Below are 20480 nucleotides of genomic sequence, written 5' to 3' on the forward strand. Positions count from 1 at the left end.
GCCGCACCGGCCCCTGAGACTGGCCCTGGTCCTGATAACTCATCGTGAACCCGATGTCCTTCCCCCGTGAGCGACAAGGACCCGCCACCCGTACCACGGGGGCCGCCCTCGGCTACCAGACGGCGGTAGCAGCCACCCCGCAACCTAAACCGACACCAATCTCATATTGGTGTAAACACGAGAAAAGTGCCTGAAACGGGCACGTGTTCGCTGGTGGTGGTCCTGGTGGAGGTCAGTGCCCAGCTCAGCTCAGCCGCAGAAGGCGCCGTGCGTAACCCGAGTTGTGTGCCCTACGTGCCCACCACTCAATGTCGGGTAGGCACCCGGCCGGCGTTCCGTGCCCCGCTCTGCGGGCGGGGCACGGAACCTTCCCGGGAACGGGGCGCGGAACTTTCCGGGGGATGGGGAACTTTCAAGGAGTGAGCGCGGAACCTTCCTGGGGCCTACTTGCAGAGGGCTCCGTCCACGGCCGCCTCGACCTGGCCGGCAGCGCTCTCCGTGGCGGGCGGCGCGGTGACGGCGAGGGTGACGGCGCGGCCGTCCTCGGTGACGCCGCCGCGGGTCGTGAAGCCAGGGATGTCTCCGCCGTGGCCCCAGGCGCGGTCGCCGCAGGATAGGTCCCAGCTCATCAGGCCGAGGCCGTAGCCGCGGCCGGGAAAGGCGGGGACGGTGGTACGCATCTGGTCGAGTTCGGCGGGCCGGAGCAGGTCACCGGCGAGGAGGGCGGCAAAGAAGCGGTTGGTGTCGCTGGGGCTGGAGATCATCGCTCCGGCCGTCCAGGCCCAGGACGGGTCCATCTTCGTGACGTCCTGCAGCGGCTTGTCCGGGTCGTCGATGTAGTAGCCGTGTGGGTGCCGGCTCCGGATGCCCTGTTCGCCGACGTTCGGGAAGTAGGTGTCGCGCAGCTTGAGGGGAACGATGATCCGGTTGGTGATCTCCTCGGCTGCCGGACGGCCAGTGACCTTCTGGATGAGCAGACCGGCGACGACGTAGTTGGTGTTGCTGTACTCCCACTTCGTGCCGGGGGCGAAGCTCGCCTTGTCCGTGAGGGCCAGGTCGAGCAGGTCGCGCGGCTCGAAGTAGGTGTGCTGGAGGCGGAAGAAGTCTGGGGCGATGTCGTCCACATAGCCGGGAAGACCGCTGGTCTGTTGCAGTACCTGCCGTACGGTGATCTGTCGGCCGTCGATGCCATCGCCGCGGATCAGGTCGGGCAGGTACGTCTCGATCGGCTCGTCCAGGTCGACCTTGCCCTCGCCGACGAGTTGCAGGACCACGGTGGCGACGAAGGTCTTGGTGTTGCTGCCGATGCGCACCTGCCCGTCGACCGGGGGCTTCCGCTTGGTGCCGAGTTCGGCCACCCCGGCGGTGTAGTTACGGGTACGGCCGTCGGAGGTGCGGACGGCGGCGAGGGCGGCCGGGAAGTTCTCCTCGGTCACGAGGCGGTTGAGGTCGGCCTGCACGCCGTCACGGGGGCGGACGGTCTCGGCGCTCGCTGCGGGGGCGACCCCACTGAAGGCAAGACCGCCGACGAGGGCGAACGACGTCACGGCGGCCAGCGCGCGTCGCCGGGTGGCGAACGATGTCGGGCGGCGGTGCAGTCGATTCCGGTCGAACATGGGAACAACTCCTCATTGCCCTCGAACTGAGGGCGGGCTCGTTGGGAGGAACCCAGTTTCGACGGAACGAGCTTCGAGATCGATGCTGCTAGCTGGCCGATTCTGGTGGTGGTAGCCGGACCACGATGCGCGCCTCGTGCCGTACCGGGAAGGACACCGAGGCGGCGATGAAGCACCGGTCGTTCGCCTCGGCGTGCAGCGCGGTCGCCCGCTCGACCATGCTGGCGTGGGTGACTGTCACCTGCGGGCGGAGCAGGACGTCGGTGAAGCGGGCGGCAGCGGTGTCGTCCTCGCGCATTGTGCCGTGGGCGGCGTCGTGGTAATCGACGACCACGACATCGTTGACGGCGCAGAGGTGCAGGTACCACAGCAGGTGGCACTGGCTCAGCGACGCGACGAGCAGCAGCTCCGGGTTCCACTGTCGCGGGTCGCCGCGAAACGCCGGGTCGGCGGAGCCGGTGAGGAGCGGGCGGCCGGGGCTCACCGTGTCGTACGACCTGTCGTACGCGCGGTAGTCCGCCGTACCGCGACCGCGGTCGCCGGTCCAGGTGGTCGCGATCTCGTATGTGTGGGTACGGTTCACGGACGAATTCTGGCAGGTAACTCGGAGTGGTTCGGGGCGGCCCGATCTCGGCGCACGGCGGAGGGCCCGCTCCGACCGGTTTGCGGTGGAAACGGGCCCTCGTGGACCTACGGGCTTCGCTATCCGGCGCAGCCGGGGACGTTGACGCAGTTGTCGGGTCGGTTCTTGATTACCACAGTGCCGGTGGCGGTGTTCAGGTTCACCGTGCCGACGGCGTTGAAGATGCCCCCGCCGTTGGTGATGGCGATGTTCTCGACCACCTTTGTGGTGAAGAGGCTGGTCGTGCCTTCGTTGTAGATGCCGCCGCCCTGGTCGGCCTGATTGCCGACAATCTTGGTGCGCCGCAAGACCGTTTCCCCTGCGTTGTAGATTCCTCCGCCGACTGCGTTCCTGTTGGTGTTGTTCTTGATGATGCTGTCCTCGATGACAGCGAAACTGTCCCCCGCCACGAACAAGGCGCCGCCGAGGACCGATGCGGTGTTGTCGGCCAGGTTGACCTTCCGCATGGTGAGTTGCCCACCGCCCTCGGCCCGGGTGGCGCCACCGCCACTGCTGCGGGCCGTGTTGTTGGTGAACGTGGTGCCGGTAACCGTGCCGACGCCGCCGAAGACAGCCAACCCTCCGGTGTTGTCCGCGAAGTTACCGGAGACAGTGCCGCCCTTGACGGTGACGGTGCTGTTGAGCGAGTAGATGCCACCGCCGCCCTGAGCGCCGCCGAGGGCGATGTTGTTGTCGATGTGGGATTTGCTGACTTCCAGCAGGCCGGGGCTGTAGATACCGCCGCCTTGTTGGGCGGCGGTGTTGCGGTCGACTGTGGAGTGGTTGACGCGGGTGGTGCCGAAGTTGGCGATGCCGCCGCCGCTGGTGATGTTGCCGCTGGCGAGGTTGCGGGTGATGGTGCTGTGGTTGGCGGTCAGTGCGCCGCCGGCGTTGACGAATATTCCGCCGCCGCCGTCGAGGGTGGTATCTCCGCCGGTGATGGTCAGTTTGTTGAGGGTGAGGTCGCCGCCGGTGTCAACGGTGAGGATCCGGAACTGGTCGGCTGCGGCGGCGCGTTCGATGGTGGTCTTCTTGCCGCCGTTGAGGGTGATCGGGGTGACGATCGCCGGCAGCCCCGCACCGTCGATGTCGGCGGTGAGCAGGTAGGTGCAGTCCTTGGCCAGGTCGAGCACCGCACCACCGCGGGCGTTGGCCAGGGTGATCTGCGCGATCAACGCGTCCGCGTCACACGGGACCGGAATCCCCTTCGGCTTCTCCGAACCCTTGCCCTTGTCGTCCCGCTTGCCCTTGTCGTCGCCCTTGCCTTTGTCACCGTGTTTGCCCTTGTCGTCGTGCTCGCTCTTGCCCCCGTCGTGCTTGCCCGCGTCCCGGCTACCGCGGTCACCGCTGCGGTCCCCACCGTGATCATCAGCAGCGGTCAGGGTCCGTCCGAGCGCATCCACAGCCGGACTGGCAGCAACGCCGACGGCGGTCAAGGCCAGACCGGTCACCCCGGCCAACCCCACCGCCCACCACCGCCACCGCGACCTCCCCCGACCCCCAACCGGCCGCACCGGCCCCTGAGACTGGCCCTGGTCCTGATAACTCATCGTGAACCCGATGTCCTTCCCCCGTGAGCGACAAGGACCCGCCACCCGTACCCACGGAGGCCCGCCCTCGGCTACCAGACGGCGGTAGCAGCCACCCCGCAACTTAAACCGGGCAAAAAGCATGTATCAACATGAACGTGAAGAAATAGCTTAAACGGGATGCTGAGGGTTGACAGTCAACAGACCTTTCGCGGTCACCTCTGTGCCAACGAAGATTGACCGCGGGTGCGATCTCTGTCGAGCGGGTCGAGTTGATCCGGGTGGGAGGGCCACGGTGCCGACGCACGAGGTGTTCAACCAGGTGCCACCCCTGGTCGACTACGACGTGGCAGACGACCCGGCGCTCTGCTCCGGACTGGCCCGGGAGGGGGCCGGCTGGGCCACCGCCGAGCTACACGACCTCGGCCGGCTCGGGGGCACCGCGGCGGCGATCGAGCACGGCCGGTTGGCCAACGAGCACCCGCCCGTACTGCGCAGCCACGACCGCTACGGGTACCGCGTGGACGAGGTGGAGTTCCACCCGTCCTGGCACGAGCTGATGCGGACCGCGGTGACCTACGGCCTGCACGCCGCGCCGTGGGCCGACGACCGACCGGGAGCGCACGTCGCCCGCGCCGCGAAGTTCTACACCTGGCGGCCGGACGCCGGGCATAGTTGCCCGATTTCGATGACCTACGCGGCGGTGCCGGCGCTGCGGCACGCCCCCGAACTGGCCGCCCGGTACGAGCCGCTGCTGACCGCCACCACGTACGACCCGGGGTTACGTCCGGCGCTCGACAAGCATGGCCTGCTGGCGGGCATGTCGATGACCGAGAAACAGGGCGGTTCGGACGTACGCGCCAACACCACCCTCGCTCAGCCGGAGACGGACGGCAGCTACCGGCTGGTCGGGCACAAGTGGTTCACCTCCGCACCCATGTGCGATCTCTTCCTGACTCTCGGTCAGGCTCCGGGTGGGCTGACCTGCTTCCTGGTGCCTCGGGTGTTGCCCGATGGCACGCGCAACCCGCTTCGGTTGATGCGGCTCAAGGAGAAGCTGGGCAACCGGTCGAACGCCTCGGCGGAGATCGAGTACGAGCACGCGGTGGCCTGGCGGGTCGGCGACGAGGGGCACGGCGTCCGCACCATCATCGACATGGTCAACCTCACCCGGCTCGATTGCCTGATCGGCGCCGCCGCCGGGATGCGCCAGGGGGTCGTCACCGCGGTTCACCACGCCCGCCACCGGTGGGCATTCGGGCGTCCGCTGGTCGACCAGCCGTTGATGCGCAACGTCCTCGCCGACCTCGCGGTGGAGTCGGAGGCCGCGACCGTCCTCATGCTGCGGCTCGCCGGTGCGACGGACCGCTCCGCCCGGGGTGACGCCGATCAGGCCGCGTTCAGGCGGCTCGGCGTGGCGGTCGGCAAGTACTGGGTCTGCAAGCGGTGGCCAGGCCACGCCGCCGAGGCCCTGGAGTGCCTGGGTGGCAACGGGTACGTGGAGGAATCCGGCATGCCCCGGCTGTTCCGGGAGTCGCCGTTGAACTCGATCTGGGAGGGCTCCGGCAATGTGGCCGCCCTGGACGTGCTGCGGGCGCTGACCCGCCAGCCGCGGGTGCTGGCGGCGTTCGAGGCGGAGGTGGACGCCGCCGCCGGTGCGGACGCCCGACTCGACACCGCGGTCCGGCGGCTGCGGGCGAGCCTGGCGGACCCGGCCGACGCCCAACTCCGGGCGCGGCACCTGGTGGAACGGCTCGCCCTCGTTCTACAGGGGTCGCTGCTGGTGCGACACGGCCACCCGGCGGTCGCCGAGGCGTTCTGCGCGTCCCGGCTGGGCGGTGCGCACGGCTACGCGTACGGCACGCTGCCTGTCGGGATTGACCTCACCGCGATCCTCGATCGCGCCACCCCGAAGGTGGGCTGACCACCGCGGGTGGGTCAGGTGTAGAGGCGGCGGGCGTACTCCGGGCCGTAGTAACTCTGCAGTTCGGCCAGGCTCTCCGCGCGGGCCTCGACCTCCTTGACCAGGCGGGCCCGGGACGGCAGCACCTCGGGTGTCCAGCTCTGCGGGCTCCACAACTGCGATCGGAGGAACGCCTTCGCGCAGTGGTAGAAAATTTCCTCGATCGCTACCACCAGCGCCAGGACCGGCCGGTGACCCTTGACCGTCATCGAGTCGAAGAAGGGCGCCTCCCGGACCAGGCGGGCCCGACCGTTGATCCGCAACGTGTCGGTACGCCCGGGAATCAGGAAGATCAGCCCGACGTGTGGATTGTCCAGGATGTTGTGGAAGCCGTCGGCTCGTCGGTTGCCGGGGCGCTCCGGGATGGCGATGGTGGTGTCGTCGATCGGCAGGGCGAAGCCGGGTGGGTCCCCCTTCGGTGAGACATCACAGGTGCCATCCGCGCCGGCTGTGGCCACCAGGCAGAACGGGGAGGCGGCCAGCCATTGCCGGTCCCGCTCGTGCAGATGGGTTCGCTCCTTCGTGGCGACCTGAGCCGTCGGTACGCCCAGTAACTCCCGCAACTCCTCGTGAGTGGTGATATCTACCGTCACGTGCCCCTCCCTCGTCCGTTGACCATGGCGGCGGTGCGTCATCGACAGCCTAGGTGGCATCGACCGGGGTGAGGTCTGCCTGGGTGACGGAGGTTACCCACCGCACCCATCCGTCAGTAGGACCACAAACAGTGCAGGTAGGACGACGAGCGCCGGCAGGACCGAACAGTGGAGGCCCGGTATGGAGAGCCGACTCAAAGTGTTGGGTCACCCCCTCCACCCGATGCTGGTGATGTTCCCGGTCGCCCTGCTCGCAACCGCCGTGCTCTTCGACGTGGTCGACATCGTGGGTGGGCCCGACTTTCTCGGTGACGTCGCCTACTGGAACCTCACCGTCGGCCTGGTCGGTGGTCTGCTGGCCGCGGCGGCGGGGACGGTCGACCTACTCGCCATCCCGACCGGCACCCGCGCCAAGCGGGTGGCGCTCACTCACGCCGCCGCGAACGTGGCGCTGATCCTGCTCTTCGCCGCGGTCTGGGTGGTCCGGCTCAACGCCGACTCCCGGGCCGCCGGCGGCGCGCTCATCGCGATCGAGATCGTCGCCTTGGCCATCCTCGGGGTCAGCGCGTGGCTCGGCGGAGAACTGGTCGACCGTCTCGGCGTCGGAGTCGACCGGGACGCCGACCTGGACGCGCCCAGCTCCCTGCGGCCCTCGGCAACCCCCCAATGAATAGGAGAAGTGTGATGAGTGAACCCGGCGGCGGGATCGGCCAGGGCAGGCGCGGCCGGCAGCAGGGGTGGGACCCGATGGGCGAGTTGCATTCGCTCCGCGCCGAGCTGGGTCGGCTGGTCGGGGGCCGGTCTGACTCGGCGGACCTCCAGCTGGACGAGACCGCGGACGGCTGGGAGGTGGTTGTCCGGCTGCCCGGGGTGGCGCCCGATGAGGTGGCGGTCGAGCTGGACGAGCGTGAGCTCTGCGTACGGGCCCGGTCGGAGGCCGAGGTCAACGCCGACTACGGGATCCTCGACGGCTCCGAGGCCCGGGCCTTCGTGTACCGGGTCGAACTGCCGTCCCGGGTGGACCCGGAGGCCATTGACGCGGTGATGGACCACGGTCTGCTTCGGATTCGGCTGCCGCGGACCGCCCGACCCGAGCCCCGCACCATCACCGTCGGGCGCAGCGGTGCTCGCGGCATTGACGGTGGTACCCCGTTCCCGGTCGACCCCGCCGTCAACCGGGAGCTGCACCACCCGAACGTCGAGACCGACCGGCCGTAGCGCGCTGATGGTCGCCCCGGACCTGCTCGGCCCGGCCGCGCAGCGCGTACCCGCGGTGGAGCGGATCGCCGTGCTGCGGGCCAACGCACTGGGCGACTTCATTTTCGTCCTGCCAGCGCTGGCCGCGTTGCGGGCCGCGTACCCCGCGGCGGAGATCGTTCTGCTCGGCGCGCCGTGGCACGCGAAGCTCTGGCGCGCCCGGCCGGGTCCGGTGGATCGGGTCCTGGTGGTTCCGCCGGCTCCCGGAATCCGCCGCCCGGAGCCGGACGAGCCGGAGTCCGGGCTGGCGGACTTCCTCGCCCGGGCCCGCACGGAACGCTTCGACCTGGCGCTGCAGGTGCACGGCGGCGGGGCGAACTCCAACCCGGTCGTGGCCGGCCTCGGCGCCCGGGTAACGGCCGGGCTGCGGGCCGAGGACGCGCCGCCGCTGGACCGTTGGCTGCGGTACGTCTACTACCAGCACGAGGTGATCCGCTACCTGGAGGTGGCGGCCCTGGTGGGGGCGCCGGCGACCACGGTTGTCCCCGCCCTGGCGGTCACCGACGCCGACCGTGCCGAGGCGGTCAGGGTGCTCGGCCCGGCGCACCGGCCCCGGGTGGCGCTGCACCCCGGTGCCACCGACACCCGTCGACGCTGGCCGGTCGAACACTTCGCGGCCGTCGCCCGGCAGCTGCACCGGGACGGGTACGAGGTGCTGGTCACTGGCACCCCGATGGAGCAGGAGGTGGTGGACCGGGTGGTGGCGGCGGCCGGGGTACCCCTCCGGCCGCAGGTCGGCACGCTCAGCCTCGGCGGGCTGGCCGGCTGCTACGCCGGCTGCGCGCTGGTGGTCGCCAACGACACCGGGCCGCTGCACCTGGCGGCGGCGGTCGGCACTCCCACGGTTGGCATCTTCTGGGTCGGCAACCTGATCACCACGGCGAGCCCGCTGCGGGGTCGGCACCGCCCAATCACGTCCTGGACGGTGCACTGCCCGGTCTGCGGGGTCGACTGCACCCCGGGTAGCTATCCACACCGGCCCGGCGACGGCGAGTGCCCGCACCGCGACTCGTTCGTGGCCGAGGTCCCGGTGATCGAGGTCCTCGAAGCCGCCCGCGATCTGCTCGCCAACGGAGAACAGCCGGCCACGACGCCCGGAGACGGGACCGGGCCCTGAGGCGCGGCCGGGGCCGCGACTGTGCTTGCCGCCCACCGGTCAAGCCTGTTCGAGGAGCACTTCCCACGCCTCAACCTCACGTTCGGTGACGGTGGTCGGTGACTCCAGGTGGAACGCTCCGCTGGGCAGGATTCCGGCGCCGCCGTGCCGCTCCAAGACGGCGAGCTGGGCGGCGACATCCTCCCCCTGGTGCCGCGCCGGCACGCGTCGCCAGAAGTCGAAGCCGCCCGCATCAACCAGCTTCGCCCGGTCGTACAGCACACAACCACCGATCCAGGAGACCTTGTACGCCCGCCAGGAGCCCGGTGGCAGGCGCAGCCGCTCGGTGACGTGGAGCAGGTTCGCGGCGGGGTGGAGTAGTGCGCGCTCCCACTGCGGGGTGCCCGGGCGGATCCGCTCCGGCACCGGCGGCCCGTCCCACTCCTCGTAGTGCCGGTGCGTCTCCGGGCGGATGTCGTGCCGGTACGACAGGCCGTGTACGGCGTTGCCGACGAACCCGCAGCCCAGCTCCGCGATCGCGGTGACCAGCCGGTGCAGCGTTCCCGGCGCCAACCACACGTCGTCGTCGAGGCAGAGCACGTACCGGGCGGTCGAGGCGGCCAGCAGCGCTGCCCGGTGCTCGGCCATCCCACGCCGGGGCAGTCGGCGGGTCAGCAGGACCGGGTGCCCTCGGTGGCGCAGGATGCGGACCATCGTGGCCACGGCCGGGTGCACGTACGCGGGGTCGCTGTCGGATTGGTCGCTGACCACCACCCCGAAGTCGGGCACGCCTTCCTGGGCGGCGAGCCCGGAGAGGGTGACCGCCAGTTCGGCGGGGCGGTTTCGGGTGGGGACCAGCACGTCGAGGTGTCGGTCGGCGCGGAACTCGTCGGCGGTGCCGTGCTCGAGGGGTCGGCTCACGCCTGCCCCGCCACCGGTGCGCTGCCGCCGTGCGCGCGGATCCGGTCGATGATCGCCGAGGTGGAGCGGTCCGGCACGTAGCCGAGGGTGCGGACCTGACCGCCGAGCCGGCGGACCAGGGGTGCCTCCGGCACCAGCTCCGGCGGGTAGTCCCCGCCCTTGACGTAGATGTCCGGCCGGATGGCCTCGATGAGCCGGGCCGGCGAGTCCTCCTCGAAGACCACCACGTGGTCAACGTGGGTCAGCGCCGCCAGCAGGGCCACCCGGTCCTCCACGGGGTTGACCGGCCGATCCGCGCCCTTGAGCCGGCGGACGCTGCCGTCGGCGTTGACCGCTACCACGAGCAGGTCGCCGAGGGCGCGGGCCTGTTCCAGGTAGCGGACGTGACCGGGATGCAGGACATCGAAGCAGCCGTTGGTGAAGACGACCGAGCGGCCTGCGCGGCGGTGTGCCCGGGCGATCGTCGCCAACTCGTCGGCGCCGACGAGGATCGGCGGGTCGCCGTCGTCGGAACGGTCGAGTGCGGTGAGCAGGTCCTCCCGCCGGCAGACACAGGTGCCGGTGTCGGAGACGGTGATGGTGGCCGCGAGTTGGGCGAGCTGCGCGGCGGTCGGTAGGGGGGCGTCGGCGGCCAGGGCGAGGGTCATCGCCGCCAGGTACGCGTCTCCGGCCCCGACCGTGTGGCTGGCTGGCATCGGGTTGCTGTGGCTGCGGCTGGGCTCGCCGTCCGGACCGGCGACGACTGCGCCTTCGGTGTCCAGCGTCACCGCCACGACATCCGCACCGGTGTGTTGCCGCAGTTCCGCGAGGCGGGATTCGGCGAGTACCGCCCGGTCCGATCCCGCGGCACCCTCGCGCGCCCCGGGCTCGATTTCCTCGTCGGCGACTTGACCGTCGCCGGGTGCGACTCCCACGGTCAGCTCGGAGGGGCCGTCGGAGCGGGCGTGGTCCGGGTGGTTCAGGTGCAGGCCCCCGCTTCCGGGCCGGGCTGCGGTGTCGGCGAGCAGTCGGCTCGCCTCAGCGAAGCTCGGCGTGACTACGGTCGGGGCGAGCCCACGCCAGTCGGCGAGGTCATGCGCGTCCAACGCGACCGTCGCGTACCGCTCCCGGTTGGCCACCAGCCACGCGCGCACCGGTGCGGGCAGGGCACCCAGCGCGTAGTCGCAGACGACCAGCGTCGGCGCCGCGTCGCCCGCCGCCTGTAGCTCCGTCGTTGCGCAGGCCAGGGCGTCGAGCAGCCGAGCTATCCCGGCGTCGTCCAGGGGCGCCGCGGGACCACCGGAGTCCTCCCGCAGCAGGATCTGGCTGCCGGCGAGCATCCGCCGCTTGACCGGGGTCGGGCGGCTCGGTTGGCTGACCGTGCGGTCCCACACGTCGGCCCGGTCCAGGCAGTCGTGCACCTCGTCGCCGGCCACGTCCGCGCCGATCGGTGCGACCAGCGCGGCCCGTCCGCCGAGCGCGGCGATGTTGACGGCGGTGTTCGCCGCACCGCCCGCAGCGGAGATCCGTCGGCGCAGGGTGAGGATTGGGGCCGGTGCCTCCCGGCAGAGCCGATCCGAGTCGGCGAACCGCCACTCGTCGAGCATCGCGTCCCCGACGACCAGGACGGGGCGTCCCAGCCAGCTCTCCACCACGGCGGCGAGTCGGTACTGTTCCGCTGCTGCTCCTGCCATGTCCGTCCGGGTCCCCGCCGGCCCGCCGGGCCAAACCTGGGGTGTTCGACCGGCGGCGGACTATTTGAGGATCAGGCGGTTCGTCTGCTCGAAGACATCCAGGTCGGCGAGGGTCTCCGGGACGCTGGCCGACAGTGGGCTGGGCAGGTGGCCGCGGTCAAAGAAGGCGGCATCGGTGGTCTCATCGGTGACCTGGGCGAGGTCCCCGTCCCACTCCTCGACCCGGAACGCGGTGGTGAAGATCTGGTACGTGTGTCCGTACATGTTGGTGTGGGTGCGGTCCGGCCCGGTGTAGAGGGCGAAGGCGCTGACCCGCAGGGCGCGCAGGCCGGTCTCCTCCCGGACCTCCCGCACGGCGCAGTCGGCGATCGACTCACCTAACTCCATCGCACCTGCCGGCATGGCCCAGTGCCCGTTGTCAGCGCGCTGAATCAGCAGGATCCGACTCGAGTTGTCCCGCACCACCGCGCGGGCACCGACGAACATCAGCGTCCGGTCGCCGGCGAGGGCGCGGAGCTGTCCGACGTAGGAATCTGCCCAGGAAATGCTCACCCCGGCTAATCTACGCACCCCCGCCGGGGCGAGATGGAGTTCCGGGGTTCTCAAATGTGATCGGCGACACTAGTTTGTTGCTATGCGGAGCACGATGATGGATGCCCCCCTCCAGGTCTCCCGGATTCTTGGCCACGGCGCCACCGTGCACAGCGCGGCGGAGGTGGTCACCTGGACCGGTGCCGAGCCGCACCGGATGAGCTACGCCGACGTGGCGCGCTCGGCCGCCCAGCTGGCACACGCGTTGCGGGACGAGTGCGGCGTGACCGGGGACGAGCGCGTCGCCACCTTCCTGTGGAACAACACCGAGCACCTGGTGGCCTACTTCGCGGTGCCGAGCATGGGCGCGGTGCTGCACACGATCAACATTCGGCTTCTCCCGGACCAGGTCGCCTACATCGCCAACCACGCGCAGGACCGGGTGGTGCTGGTCGACACGACGCTGATCCCGCTGCTGGCTAAGGCCATCGGCGACATGACCACCGTCCGGCACGTGGTGGTGGTCGGTGGTGGTGATCCCGCCCCGCTGGTCGCGGCGGCCGGCAACCGGATCTCCGTACACCACTGGGATGCCCTGCTGGCCGGGAGGCCCGACACCTACGACTGGCCGGACGTGGATGAGCGCTCTGCCGCCGCGCTCTGCTACACCTCCGGGACCACCGGCAACCCCAAGGGGGTGGCCTACTCGCACCGATCGATCTACCTGCATTCGCTTCAGGTCTGCATGCCGGAGGCGTTCAGTCTGGGGCCGAAAGACCGGGTCTTGGGCATCGTGCCGATGTTCCACGCGATGTCCTGGGGGCTGCCCTATGCGGCGTTCCTCTGCGGGGCGTCGCTGCTCCTGCCGGACCGGTTCCTCCAGGCCGCCCCGATCGCCGAGATGATCGCCGCTGAGCGGCCGACGGTCGCCGGTGCTGTCCCCACTATCTGGAGCGATCTCCTCGCCCACCTGGACAGCCACGAGGTCGACACCAGTTCGTTGGGAGAGGTGATCGTGGGTGGGTCGGCCTGCCCGCCGGCGCTGATGCACGCCTTCGAGGAGCGGCACGACATTCGGATCATCCACGCTTGGGGCATGACCGAAACGTCTCCGCTCGGTTCGGTGGCCCGCCCGCCGGCCGGCGCGGACGAGGCCGAGGCGTGGCAGTACCGCTACACCCAGGGGCGGGTCCCGGCCGGGGTCGAGGCCCGGATCGTCGGTCCGCAGGGCCAGCGGCTGCCCGCCGACGGCACGTCCGTGGGGGAGCTGGAGGTCCGCGGGCCGTGGGTGACCGGGCGGTACGTCGGCGACGAGACCCCGGACGAGGAGACGTTCCGGGATGGCTGGCTGCGTACGGGTGACGTCGGCACCCTCTCCCCGGATGGCTACCTGACGTTGACCGACCGGGCGAAGGACGTCATTAAGTCCGGTGGTGAGTGGATCTCCTCGGTGGAGCTGGAGAACGCGTTGATGGCCCATCCGGATGTGGTCGAAGCCTGCGTGGTGGGGGTCCCAGACCAGCGTTGGGGTGAGCGGCCGTTGGCGACCGTGGTGCTTCGGGAGGGGGCGAAGACCGGGGTGGAGGAGCTGCGGAGCTTCCTCGCCGAGTCGGTGGCCCGCTGGCAGCTCCCCGAGCGCTGGGCGGTCATCGACGCCGTGCCGAAGACCAGCGTGGGCAAGTTTGACAAGAAGGCGGTCCGGTCCCGGTACGCCGAGGGGGGCCTGACCGTCCGGGAGTTGGCCTCTTCGTAGCCGCCGCACCCGGCCGGCCAGGTCGGCTGGTGCAGGGAGGGTGCCGTTGTCGTGGCCCAGGGGGGCGGCCCCGGCGTTCGCACCGCGCCGGGGCCGCCCGTTCAACGCGGGATGACCCGCACTGTCATTCTCGCGAGGACGATTCGCCTCTGTCCTCCATACCTGGGAACTTGATACCGGGGGAGGATTGCCCGGCTCGATCCGGGCTCACCGGTCATTCGAGGTATCGATCAACACCTTGCCGACCGCCCCTTCCTCCACTGCCCGGTGCGCCGCCTCGGCTGCCGACAACGGGTAGTGGTGCAGCGGCAGCCCCGCCTCCTCGCCCACCCGGACGCCACCCTGCTCCACGGCCGCCGCCACATCCACGACGGCCTGTGCCTTCGCGGCCTTCGGCGCGGTGTAGACCAGGACGAACTGCCAGCGGGCGTTCAAGGCCATGAGGGGCCGGACCGGCAGGGCCACCTCGCTGCCGCCGTCGTCGGCGTACACACAGACCGCGCCGCCGGTTCGGAGTAGCTGGACATCGATGTCACTGTTGCGCGTGGAGACCTCGACGATCGCGTGGACCCCCGCTGGTGCGATCTTGCGGACCTCCGCCACCACGTCCTGTTCCCGGTAGTTGACCACGAGATCGGCCCCGGCTGCCGCCGCGAGCTTCCCCTTCTCCGCGCTGCTCACCGTGGTGACCACGCAGGCGTCCGCCCAACGCGCGAGCTGAATCGCCGCGTTACCCACCGCGCCCGCTCCACCCTGCACCAGCACGGTGTGACCAGCGAGGGCCCCGGCGTGTAGTGCGTCCGGCAGGTACTCACCGGCGGTCAGGCACCGATGCGCGGTCAGGAACGGAATGCCCAGGGATGCGCCGAGGTCGAAGGAGGCGGCGCCGAGGCGGACGGCCTGCCGGGCCGGGAGCAGCGTGTACTCGGCGGTCGTTCCCCACGGCCGCTGCCAGGCGGCCTCCCACACCCAGACGCGTTCGCCGATGAGGGACCGGTCGACTCCCTTGCCGACCGCCTCGACCACCCCCGCGCCGTCCTGGCCGGGTATCTGCCAGCCGGCCGGCAACTGGCCGTGTCGTCGTGCCTTCCAGTCCGTCGGGTTCACTCCCGCGACCGCCATGCGGACCAGCACCTCGCCGGCCTCCGGCTCGGGTACCGGCCGGTCAACCGGCCGCAGCACCGTGGGGTCGCCGGTGCGCTCGTACACGACCGCCTTCATGCCGCCTCCATCGCTTGCATGCCGTCTCCTCAGCTGCCCTGTTGGTCTGCCATACCCGGCCGTTCCTCGCCCAGACCGTCGTGGACCCGCGCCACGACGTCCGGGGTCAGCTCGCCGATCGAGGAGAGCACCACCGCGGCGAGCCGCTCGGCCTCCGACTCCAGCGGGTACGCCCCGTGTGGCACCGCCACCACGGCCATCCCCGCGGCAGCCGCGGACCGGACACCGTTGGCGGAGTCTTCGACCGCGACGCAGCGGGCCGGGTCGACACCGAGTCGTTCCGCGACCGCCAGGTAGACATCCGGAGCCGGCTTGCCGTGCTCGGTCTCCTCGGTCGACAGCGTCGCGTCGAAGCTGCCGCCCAGTCCGGTCGCGTCGAGCGCCGTCCGGATCAGCCGGGTCGGGGAGGAACTGGCCAGGCCGAGTGGCCACCGCTCGGCCGTCCGGCGCACGGCATCGACGGCGCCGCCGATCAGCGGTACGCGGTGTGCGTACCGCCGGGACATCTCGGTAACCACCTCGGCGGCAACCTGCTCGGCAGTCCGGTCGACACCGAGCTCACTGCTGAGGTAGCGGGACCATTCGCCGGTGCTCATGCCCATCAGCCGGCGCTGCGATTCGGACTGCCAGGTACCGCCGTGCGCGGCCACGTACGCCCGCCGGACCTCCTCCCAGACCGGTTCGGAGTCCACGATCACGCCGTCCAGGTCGAAGATCACCGCAGCCACCATGCCCCCCATCCTGCCGGATGGGGCCAGCGGTGCCGGTCAACCCAGGGACGGCAGGCCGATCGGGTTGTCCGGCGGGATGATGGTGTGCCCGGCCCGGACAACTGGGTCGAGCAGTTCCTGGAGCCGGGCGCTGCGTTCCGGGCCGAGTGCCTGCCAGGGATGGGTCGCCGCCGCGTCGGTGGCCGCCTCGACAGTGCCGAATCCGGACCGTCCCCGCTCGGTCGGTTCGCCGTCGGCGGTCAGCCACCCCCGGTCGTGGAGCCGGCGCTTGGCCGCCGCCCACTCCTGCTCGGTCCAGCCCCGGCCGAGCAGGTTGGCCGCGGGCATTCCCATCGCGACCCGCCAGGCCAGCGTCTCCACCGGGTCGAGGTCGGCCGCGACGAGCGCGGCGATGTGCCCGTCCCCACGGTGCTCCCGCAGGACCGTCGCCGCCTGCCAGAGCCGGGCGAGCGGGTAGTCACCGCGTGGCAGCGCCGCGTTCGCGGCCCCCAGCACCCGGCCCGCCGTCCTGGTTTCGGCCGCCGCGGCCTCCATCAGGTCGGCGGTCTCCGTGAGGTGGGACTCGGGCAGCTCGTAGGTGAGCTCGGCGAGAGCCTGGACGGCACCGGTGAGTCGGGCGCGCAGGGCCTCCTCCGGGGAGGCCAGTTTCCAGACCGCGGGCAGCGCGCGCTGCACCATGTGCGGGGCGAAGTGGTAGAAGGCCGCGGTCACCGGTGCCGCGGTGGTGGCGCCGAGCGGCGCGGACCGGCCGGCGAAGTAGCCCCGCCAGTAGCCGCGCAGCCCGGTCGCCTCGTACGCCGCGCGGGCCCGGGGATGGAAGTAGGTCACCGCGTGGACCGGCTCGAAGTGGGTCCACATCAACCGGGCTGTCCGCCCCGCGTCGTCTGTCATGCGCACCTCCGCGTCCGTTCCGGCCCGGGGGGTTGTCTGCCCCCGGTTCGACGAACCTACTGCCGTTCGGTGAGGGTGTGGAAGCCCGCTGTGGCCAACTGCACCGGCGGCAGGGCGGCGCGGCCGGCTACTGTGCGCCGAGCACGTCCACGACGAAGCGCAGCGGACCGGCTGGACGGCCACCGCCCGGGTTGGTGCCATACGCCAATTCCGCGGGGATGTCCAGCTGTACCCGGCTGCCGATGGTCACCCCGACCAAGCCCTGGTCCCAGCCGGGGATCACCGAACCGACGCCGATCGGGAAGCTTGCCGGCTGCCCGCGCGACCAGGACGAGTCGAACTCCTCGCCGTCGCTGTAGAGGATGCCGACGTAGTTGACGGTGATCGTCTGACCGCTCTCCACCGTGGGCCCGGTGCCCTCGATCAGCGGGGTGACGACGAGCTCGGTCAGCTCTCCCTCGCCCGCCTCGACGACCGGCGCGGTGCTCAGCGCGGGGTCCGCCCCTTCCGGCAGCTCGCTGCCGCCGGCAGCCGGGTCGGGCGCGTCCGCCGGCGGGGTGTCTTCCGATGGGGCGCCCGCTGATGGGGAACCCGCCGCGGTCGGGCTGCCCTCGTCGTCACCTGCCGGGCCGACCAGCACGAACACGGTGACCAGGATGGCGGCCACGGCAACCCCGGCGAGACCGCCGGCCCAGGCCTGCCGGCGGCGCTTCGCCTCGGCCGCCTTCTGCTCTGCGAGCTGCGCGGCCAACCGCCGCTCTGACTTCTGTGCCCGGTTTTGCGTCCGCTCGCTCACGCCGTCGACTCCCTGTTTGAAGATGATGGCCGGCACCGCGTGCCGGGGGAAGGCCGACGAACACGGTACCCGTCGTGGTCCCCGTGGTGCAGGTGCCGGACGCCCCATTGTCCGCTGGAGGCCGGTATCGCCGACGGTGGCCGTCTCGCCGTTTAGGCCATCTCGCCGTTCAGGCCGTCTTGCGGGCGCCCTTGCGGGCCGGCGCCTTCTTGGCCGGCTCCGCCCGCTGCCCCTCATCCTTCTTGGCGGTCGTCTTGGTTGCGGTTTTCTTCCCGGCGGTCTTCTTCTCAGCTGTCTTCTTCTCGGCTGTCTTCTTCTCGGCTGTCTGTTTCTCCTCGGCCGGCTTTTCCTCGGCTGTCTTCTTCGCCGGAGTTGCTTTTCCGCTTTTCTTGCCGGCGGCCCTCTTCGGTGCGGCCTGCTGCTCGGCGGCCTTCCGCTGAGCGGAACGCGCCGCCGAGATGGGGGTCGGTTCGCCCGCGCCGGGACCGGCGGGCTTCTCGCCGCGTGCCGCCTGGGCCCGCTCCACCGATGCCTTCAGCGCCGCCATCAGGTCCACCGCCGCGGCCGGAGCCTCTTCGACCTCCTCCGGCTGGACGACCTCGCGGCCCTCCACCTTCGCGTCGATGACCTCCTGCAGGGCGGTCCGGTAGTCGTCGGTGAAGACATCGGGCTGGAAGTCGCCCGCCATCGAATCGATCAGGGAGCTGGCCATCGCGAGTTCTGGGGGCCGAACCTTCAGGTCCTCGTCGAGAAAGCCGAACTCCGGCGTCCGGATCTCGTCGGGCCAGAGCATCGTGTTGAGCAGCAGGACGCCCTGGTGCACCCGCAGCGTCGCGAGCTGTTCGCGTTGGCGGATCGCCACCTTGACGATGGCCACCCGTTCGGAATCGGTGAGCGCGTTGCGCAGCAGCACGTACGGCTTGGTGGCGGTCCCCTCCGGCTCGAGGAAGTACGCCTTGTTGTAGAGGATCGGGTCGACCTGTTCGGCGGGGACGAACTCCAGCACGTCGATCGCCCGTGAGCTGCTCAGTGGCAGGTCGGCGAAGTCGTCGTCGGTGAGGATGACCAACTCGCCACCGCCGAGGTCGTACCCCTTGGCGATATCGTCGTAGCTGACCTCTTCGCCGCAGACCTGGCAGGTGCGCTTGTAGCGGATTCGACCCCCGTCATCCCGGTGCACCTGGTGGAACCGAATATCCTTCTCCTCGGTTGCCGAATACAGCTTCACCCCGATCGAGACGAGCCCGAACGACACGGCTCCTTTCCAAATGGCCCGCACCCTGTGCTCCTTTCACCGGTATCGGCCATGTTCTCATCCGATGGAACCGGGCGCGAGCAGTTCCGGATTCGACTAAGGTCAGCTCGTGCCCGGCGTGCCGCCCAAGCCGATGCTCGCGACTACCGGAGAGCTGCCGGTGGGCCCGGGCTGGGCCTACGAGTTCAAATGGGACGGAATCCGAGCGCTGATCAATATCGGCGACGGCCAACAGCGGGTGTATGCCCGATCCGGTGTCGAGGTCACCATTGCGTACCCGGAACTGGCCGGTTTGTCCGCGCAGGTGGATGACGCCCTCCTCGACGGCGAGGTGGTGCTCTTCGGCGCGACCGGGCAGCCGTCGTTCACGGCGCTGGCCGAGCGAATGCACGTCCGGGACCGGGGTCGAGCCGCGCGGCTCGCGGCGTCTCTGCCCATCACCTACCTGGTCTTCGACCTGTTGCGGCTCGACGGCGTCGACCTGACCGGCTACCCGTGGCAGCGGCGGCGAGCTGTGCTCGATGAGTTGGGGCTGGCCGGGCCCCGGTGGGCGGTCCCGCCGACCTTCTCGGACGGCTCGGCGACCTTCCATGCGGCGGGGGAGCACGGCCTGGAGGGGGTGATGGCCAAACGGGTCGGCTCCGTCTACCGGCCGGGTACGCGTTCGCCGGACTGGGTGAAGGTCAAGCTGGAGGTGACCGGCGACTTCGTGGTCGGTGGCTGGCGGCCGGGAGCCCGTCGGCTCGGTGGGCTGCTGGTCGGCGTCCCCCGGCCGGACGGTCGCCTCACCTTCCGGGGACGGGTCGGCGGTGGCATCGGCGCGGCGCTGGAGCGGGAGCTGCTGCGTGAGCTGGAGCCGTTGCGCACCGATGGGTCCCCCTTCGCTGGGGACCTTCCCCGCGTGGACACCCGGGCCGTGGTCTGGGTCGCACCCCGGGTCGTGGTGGAGGTGAAGTACGGCCAGCTCACCCCGGACGGGCGACTGCGCTTTCCTCGGGTGCTGCGGTTGCGTCCGGACAAACTCGCTGAGGAGGTTGACGATGCCTGACCGGCTCCGGGTCGAAGTGGCCGGCCGCACTCTGGAGTTGTCGAATCTGGATAAGGTGCTCTACCCGGTGACCGGCTTCACTAAGGGCGAGGTGATCGACTACTACACGCGGGTCGCCCCGGTGCTCCTGCCGCACCTCGCTGATCGGGCGCTGACCCGGATCCGGTTCCCGAACGGCGTCGACGGTAGCTCCTTCTTCGAGAAGAACGCCCCGGCGGCGACCCCGGGCTGGGTCCGCACCGAGACGTTGCCGGTCCCCGGTTCGGCGAAGGGCCGGGAAACGATCGACTACGTGGTCGCCGACGAGTTGCCGACCCTGGTCTGGTTGGCGAATCTCGCCGCCCTCGAACTGCACACGCCACAATGGCAGATTGGGGCACATCCGGACTTGATGGTGGTTGACCTCGATCCCGGTGAGCCGGCTGGGCTTCGTCAGTGCTGTCAGGTAGCCCTGTTGCTGCGGGAACGGCTCGCCGACGACGGGATCGAGTCGTATCCGAAAACGTCAGGGAAGAAGGGCATGCAGCTCTGCTGCCCGATCGCCGGCACCCAACCAGCCGACGAGGTCTCCGGCTACGCCCGACGGGTCGCCCAGGAGCTGGAGCGGGGGCACCCGAAGCTCATCGTGTCCAAGATGGCCCGAAAGCTACGGGCGGGAAAGATTTTCATTGACTGGAGCCAGAACAGCGCGGCGAAGACGACGGTGGCGCCGTACTCGCTGCGGGCGCAGTCGGCGCCGGCGGTGTCCACCCCGCTGACGTGGGCCGAGGTTGCGGCCGGGGCGGCCGGCAAACGCCCAGCGACCAAGCCCTACCCGCCGGCTGAGGTACTGGCCAGGATTGCCGAGCAGGGCGATCTGCTCGCCCCGCTGCTCGACGGTGGCCCCGAGCTCCCGGGCTAGCTGGTGCTCGTGGACACTCCGGCTTTCGCGGGCCAGAGCGGGCGCCAGCTCAGTGTGCCCGAAAAGGCGATGTTGGGGTCGTT

19 protein-coding genes are annotated in these 20480 nt (G+C 70.4%); 7 read left to right on the top strand and 12 right to left on the bottom strand.

Annotated features, from left to right (window positions below):
* Nucleotides 1-443 precede the first annotated feature (443 nt).
* The 3 genes from B116_RS0112460 to B116_RS0112470 all read right to left on the bottom strand — a co-directional run bounded on the left by B116_RS0112460 (nucleotide 444) and on the right by B116_RS0112470 (nucleotide 3704).
* On the bottom strand, nucleotides 444-1616 hold the full coding sequence (locus tag B116_RS0112460; protein ID WP_027660284.1) for a serine hydrolase domain-containing protein: 1173 nt from the start codon (nucleotides 1614-1616) through the stop codon (nucleotides 444-446).
* A gap of 88 nt (nucleotides 1617-1704) precedes the next feature.
* The gene (locus B116_RS0112465; RefSeq protein WP_027660285.1) at nucleotides 1705-2199 is read right to left on the bottom strand and encodes an OsmC family protein; all 495 of its coding nucleotides are present in this window, start codon (nucleotides 2197-2199) and stop codon (nucleotides 1705-1707) included.
* A gap of 119 nt (nucleotides 2200-2318) precedes the next feature.
* Nucleotides 2319-3704 (bottom strand): hypothetical protein, encoded by a 1386-nt coding sequence (locus tag B116_RS0112470; RefSeq protein ID WP_027660286.1) that lies wholly within the window; start codon nucleotides 3702-3704, stop codon nucleotides 2319-2321.
* 358 nt (nucleotides 3705-4062) lie between these two features.
* Between B116_RS0112470 and B116_RS0112475 the strand changes: the two genes are divergently transcribed.
* Entirely contained in the window at nucleotides 4063-5691 is a 1629-nt protein-coding gene (locus B116_RS0112475; protein WP_027660287.1) for an isovaleryl-CoA dehydrogenase, read from the top strand.
* A gap of 14 nt (nucleotides 5692-5705) precedes the next feature.
* Here the strand turns inward: B116_RS0112475 and B116_RS0112480 are convergent, their stop codons facing one another.
* Nucleotides 5706-6323 carry a pyridoxamine 5'-phosphate oxidase family protein gene (locus B116_RS0112480; protein WP_018720717.1) on the bottom strand — a complete coding sequence of 206 codons (618 nt, stop codon included), beginning with the start codon at nucleotides 6321-6323 and terminating at the stop codon, nucleotides 5706-5708.
* Between the two features lie 181 nt (nucleotides 6324-6504).
* Here B116_RS0112480 and B116_RS0112485 point away from each other — a divergent pair, with 181 nt between their 5' ends.
* From B116_RS0112485 to B116_RS0112495, 3 genes are read left to right on the top strand one after another with little or no spacing between them, the layout of a single operon-like run.
* Nucleotides 6505-6993, top strand: a complete 489-nt coding sequence (locus B116_RS0112485; RefSeq protein WP_027660288.1) for a DUF2231 domain-containing protein — start codon at nucleotides 6505-6507, stop codon at nucleotides 6991-6993.
* Nucleotides 6994-7007: 14 nt separating this feature from the next.
* Nucleotides 7008-7541, top strand: coding sequence for an Hsp20/alpha crystallin family protein (locus tag B116_RS0112490; RefSeq protein WP_027660289.1), 534 nt, complete (start codon nucleotides 7008-7010; stop codon nucleotides 7539-7541).
* 7 nt (nucleotides 7542-7548) lie between these two features.
* Nucleotides 7549-8697, top strand: a complete 1149-nt coding sequence (locus tag B116_RS0112495; RefSeq protein ID WP_027660290.1) for a glycosyltransferase family 9 protein — start codon at nucleotides 7549-7551, stop codon at nucleotides 8695-8697.
* Nucleotides 8698-8736: 39 nt separating this feature from the next.
* Here B116_RS0112495 and B116_RS0112500 read toward each other — a convergent pair whose 3' ends face one another.
* Genes B116_RS0112500 through B116_RS0112510 form a run of 3 tightly spaced genes read right to left on the bottom strand, consistent with a single transcriptional unit; the run spans nucleotide 8737 to nucleotide 11822 of the window.
* Nucleotides 8737-9597 carry a glycosyltransferase family A protein gene (locus tag B116_RS0112500; RefSeq protein WP_027660291.1) on the bottom strand — a complete coding sequence of 287 codons (861 nt, stop codon included), beginning with the start codon at nucleotides 9595-9597 and terminating at the stop codon, nucleotides 8737-8739.
* Complete coding sequence (rfaE2, locus tag B116_RS0112505) at nucleotides 9594-11270, bottom strand: D-glycero-beta-D-manno-heptose 1-phosphate adenylyltransferase (RefSeq protein WP_027660292.1); 1677 nt, start codon at nucleotides 11268-11270, stop codon at nucleotides 9594-9596. Before rfaE2 ends, B116_RS0112500 begins: the two co-directional genes overlap by 4 nt.
* Before the next feature lie 60 nt (nucleotides 11271-11330).
* The gene (locus tag B116_RS0112510) at nucleotides 11331-11822 is read right to left on the bottom strand and encodes an NUDIX domain-containing protein (RefSeq protein WP_018720711.1); all 492 of its coding nucleotides are present in this window, start codon (nucleotides 11820-11822) and stop codon (nucleotides 11331-11333) included.
* An 82-nt stretch (nucleotides 11823-11904) separates the two neighbouring features.
* Between B116_RS0112510 and B116_RS0112515 the strand changes: the two genes are divergently transcribed.
* Complete coding sequence (locus tag B116_RS0112515; RefSeq protein WP_027660293.1) at nucleotides 11905-13554, top strand: fatty acid--CoA ligase; 1650 nt, start codon at nucleotides 11905-11907, stop codon at nucleotides 13552-13554.
* A 207-nt stretch (nucleotides 13555-13761) separates the two neighbouring features.
* On the opposite strand, the gene B116_RS0112520 is transcribed toward B116_RS0112515, so the two are convergent.
* The 5 genes from B116_RS0112520 to ku all read right to left on the bottom strand — a co-directional run bounded on the left by B116_RS0112520 (nucleotide 13762) and on the right by ku (nucleotide 18472).
* A complete protein-coding gene (locus tag B116_RS0112520; RefSeq protein ID WP_027660294.1) occupies nucleotides 13762-14775 on the bottom strand; it encodes an NADPH:quinone reductase in 1014 nt (337 codons plus the stop codon).
* Nucleotides 14776-14804: 29 nt separating this feature from the next.
* Nucleotides 14805-15506 (bottom strand): HAD family hydrolase, encoded by a 702-nt coding sequence (locus B116_RS0112525; protein ID WP_027660295.1) that lies wholly within the window; start codon nucleotides 15504-15506, stop codon nucleotides 14805-14807.
* Nucleotides 15507-15542: 36 nt separating this feature from the next.
* On the bottom strand, nucleotides 15543-16397 hold the full coding sequence (locus tag B116_RS0112530) for an SCO6745 family protein (RefSeq protein WP_018720707.1): 855 nt from the start codon (nucleotides 16395-16397) through the stop codon (nucleotides 15543-15545).
* Between the two features lie 127 nt (nucleotides 16398-16524).
* Complete coding sequence (locus tag B116_RS0112535; protein ID WP_027660296.1) at nucleotides 16525-17229, bottom strand: FKBP-type peptidyl-prolyl cis-trans isomerase; 705 nt, start codon at nucleotides 17227-17229, stop codon at nucleotides 16525-16527.
* A 133-nt stretch (nucleotides 17230-17362) separates the two neighbouring features.
* Nucleotides 17363-18472: a non-homologous end joining protein Ku gene (ku, locus tag B116_RS0112540; RefSeq protein ID WP_027660297.1), complete on the bottom strand. Its 1110-nt coding sequence runs from the start codon at nucleotides 18470-18472 to the stop codon at nucleotides 17363-17365.
* 85 nt (nucleotides 18473-18557) lie between these two features.
* On the opposite strand from ku, the gene ligD (B116_RS0112545) reads away from it, so the two are divergent.
* Both ligD (B116_RS0112545) and ligD (B116_RS0112550) read left to right on the top strand, forming a co-directional pair.
* Entirely contained in the window at nucleotides 18558-19496 is a 939-nt protein-coding gene (gene ligD / locus B116_RS0112545; RefSeq protein ID WP_018720704.1) for a non-homologous end-joining DNA ligase, read from the top strand.
* Nucleotides 19489-20397 carry a non-homologous end-joining DNA ligase gene (ligD, locus tag B116_RS0112550; RefSeq protein WP_027660298.1) on the top strand — a complete coding sequence of 303 codons (909 nt, stop codon included), beginning with the start codon at nucleotides 19489-19491 and terminating at the stop codon, nucleotides 20395-20397. The genes ligD (B116_RS0112545) and ligD (B116_RS0112550) overlap by 8 nt, the downstream gene beginning before the upstream one ends.
* Nucleotides 20398-20480 lie beyond the last annotated feature (83 nt).

Origin of the sequence: Salinispora fenicalii (assembly GCF_000514815.1) — a bacterium.
GTDB lineage: Bacteria > Actinomycetota > Actinomycetes > Mycobacteriales > Micromonosporaceae > Micromonospora > Micromonospora fenicalii.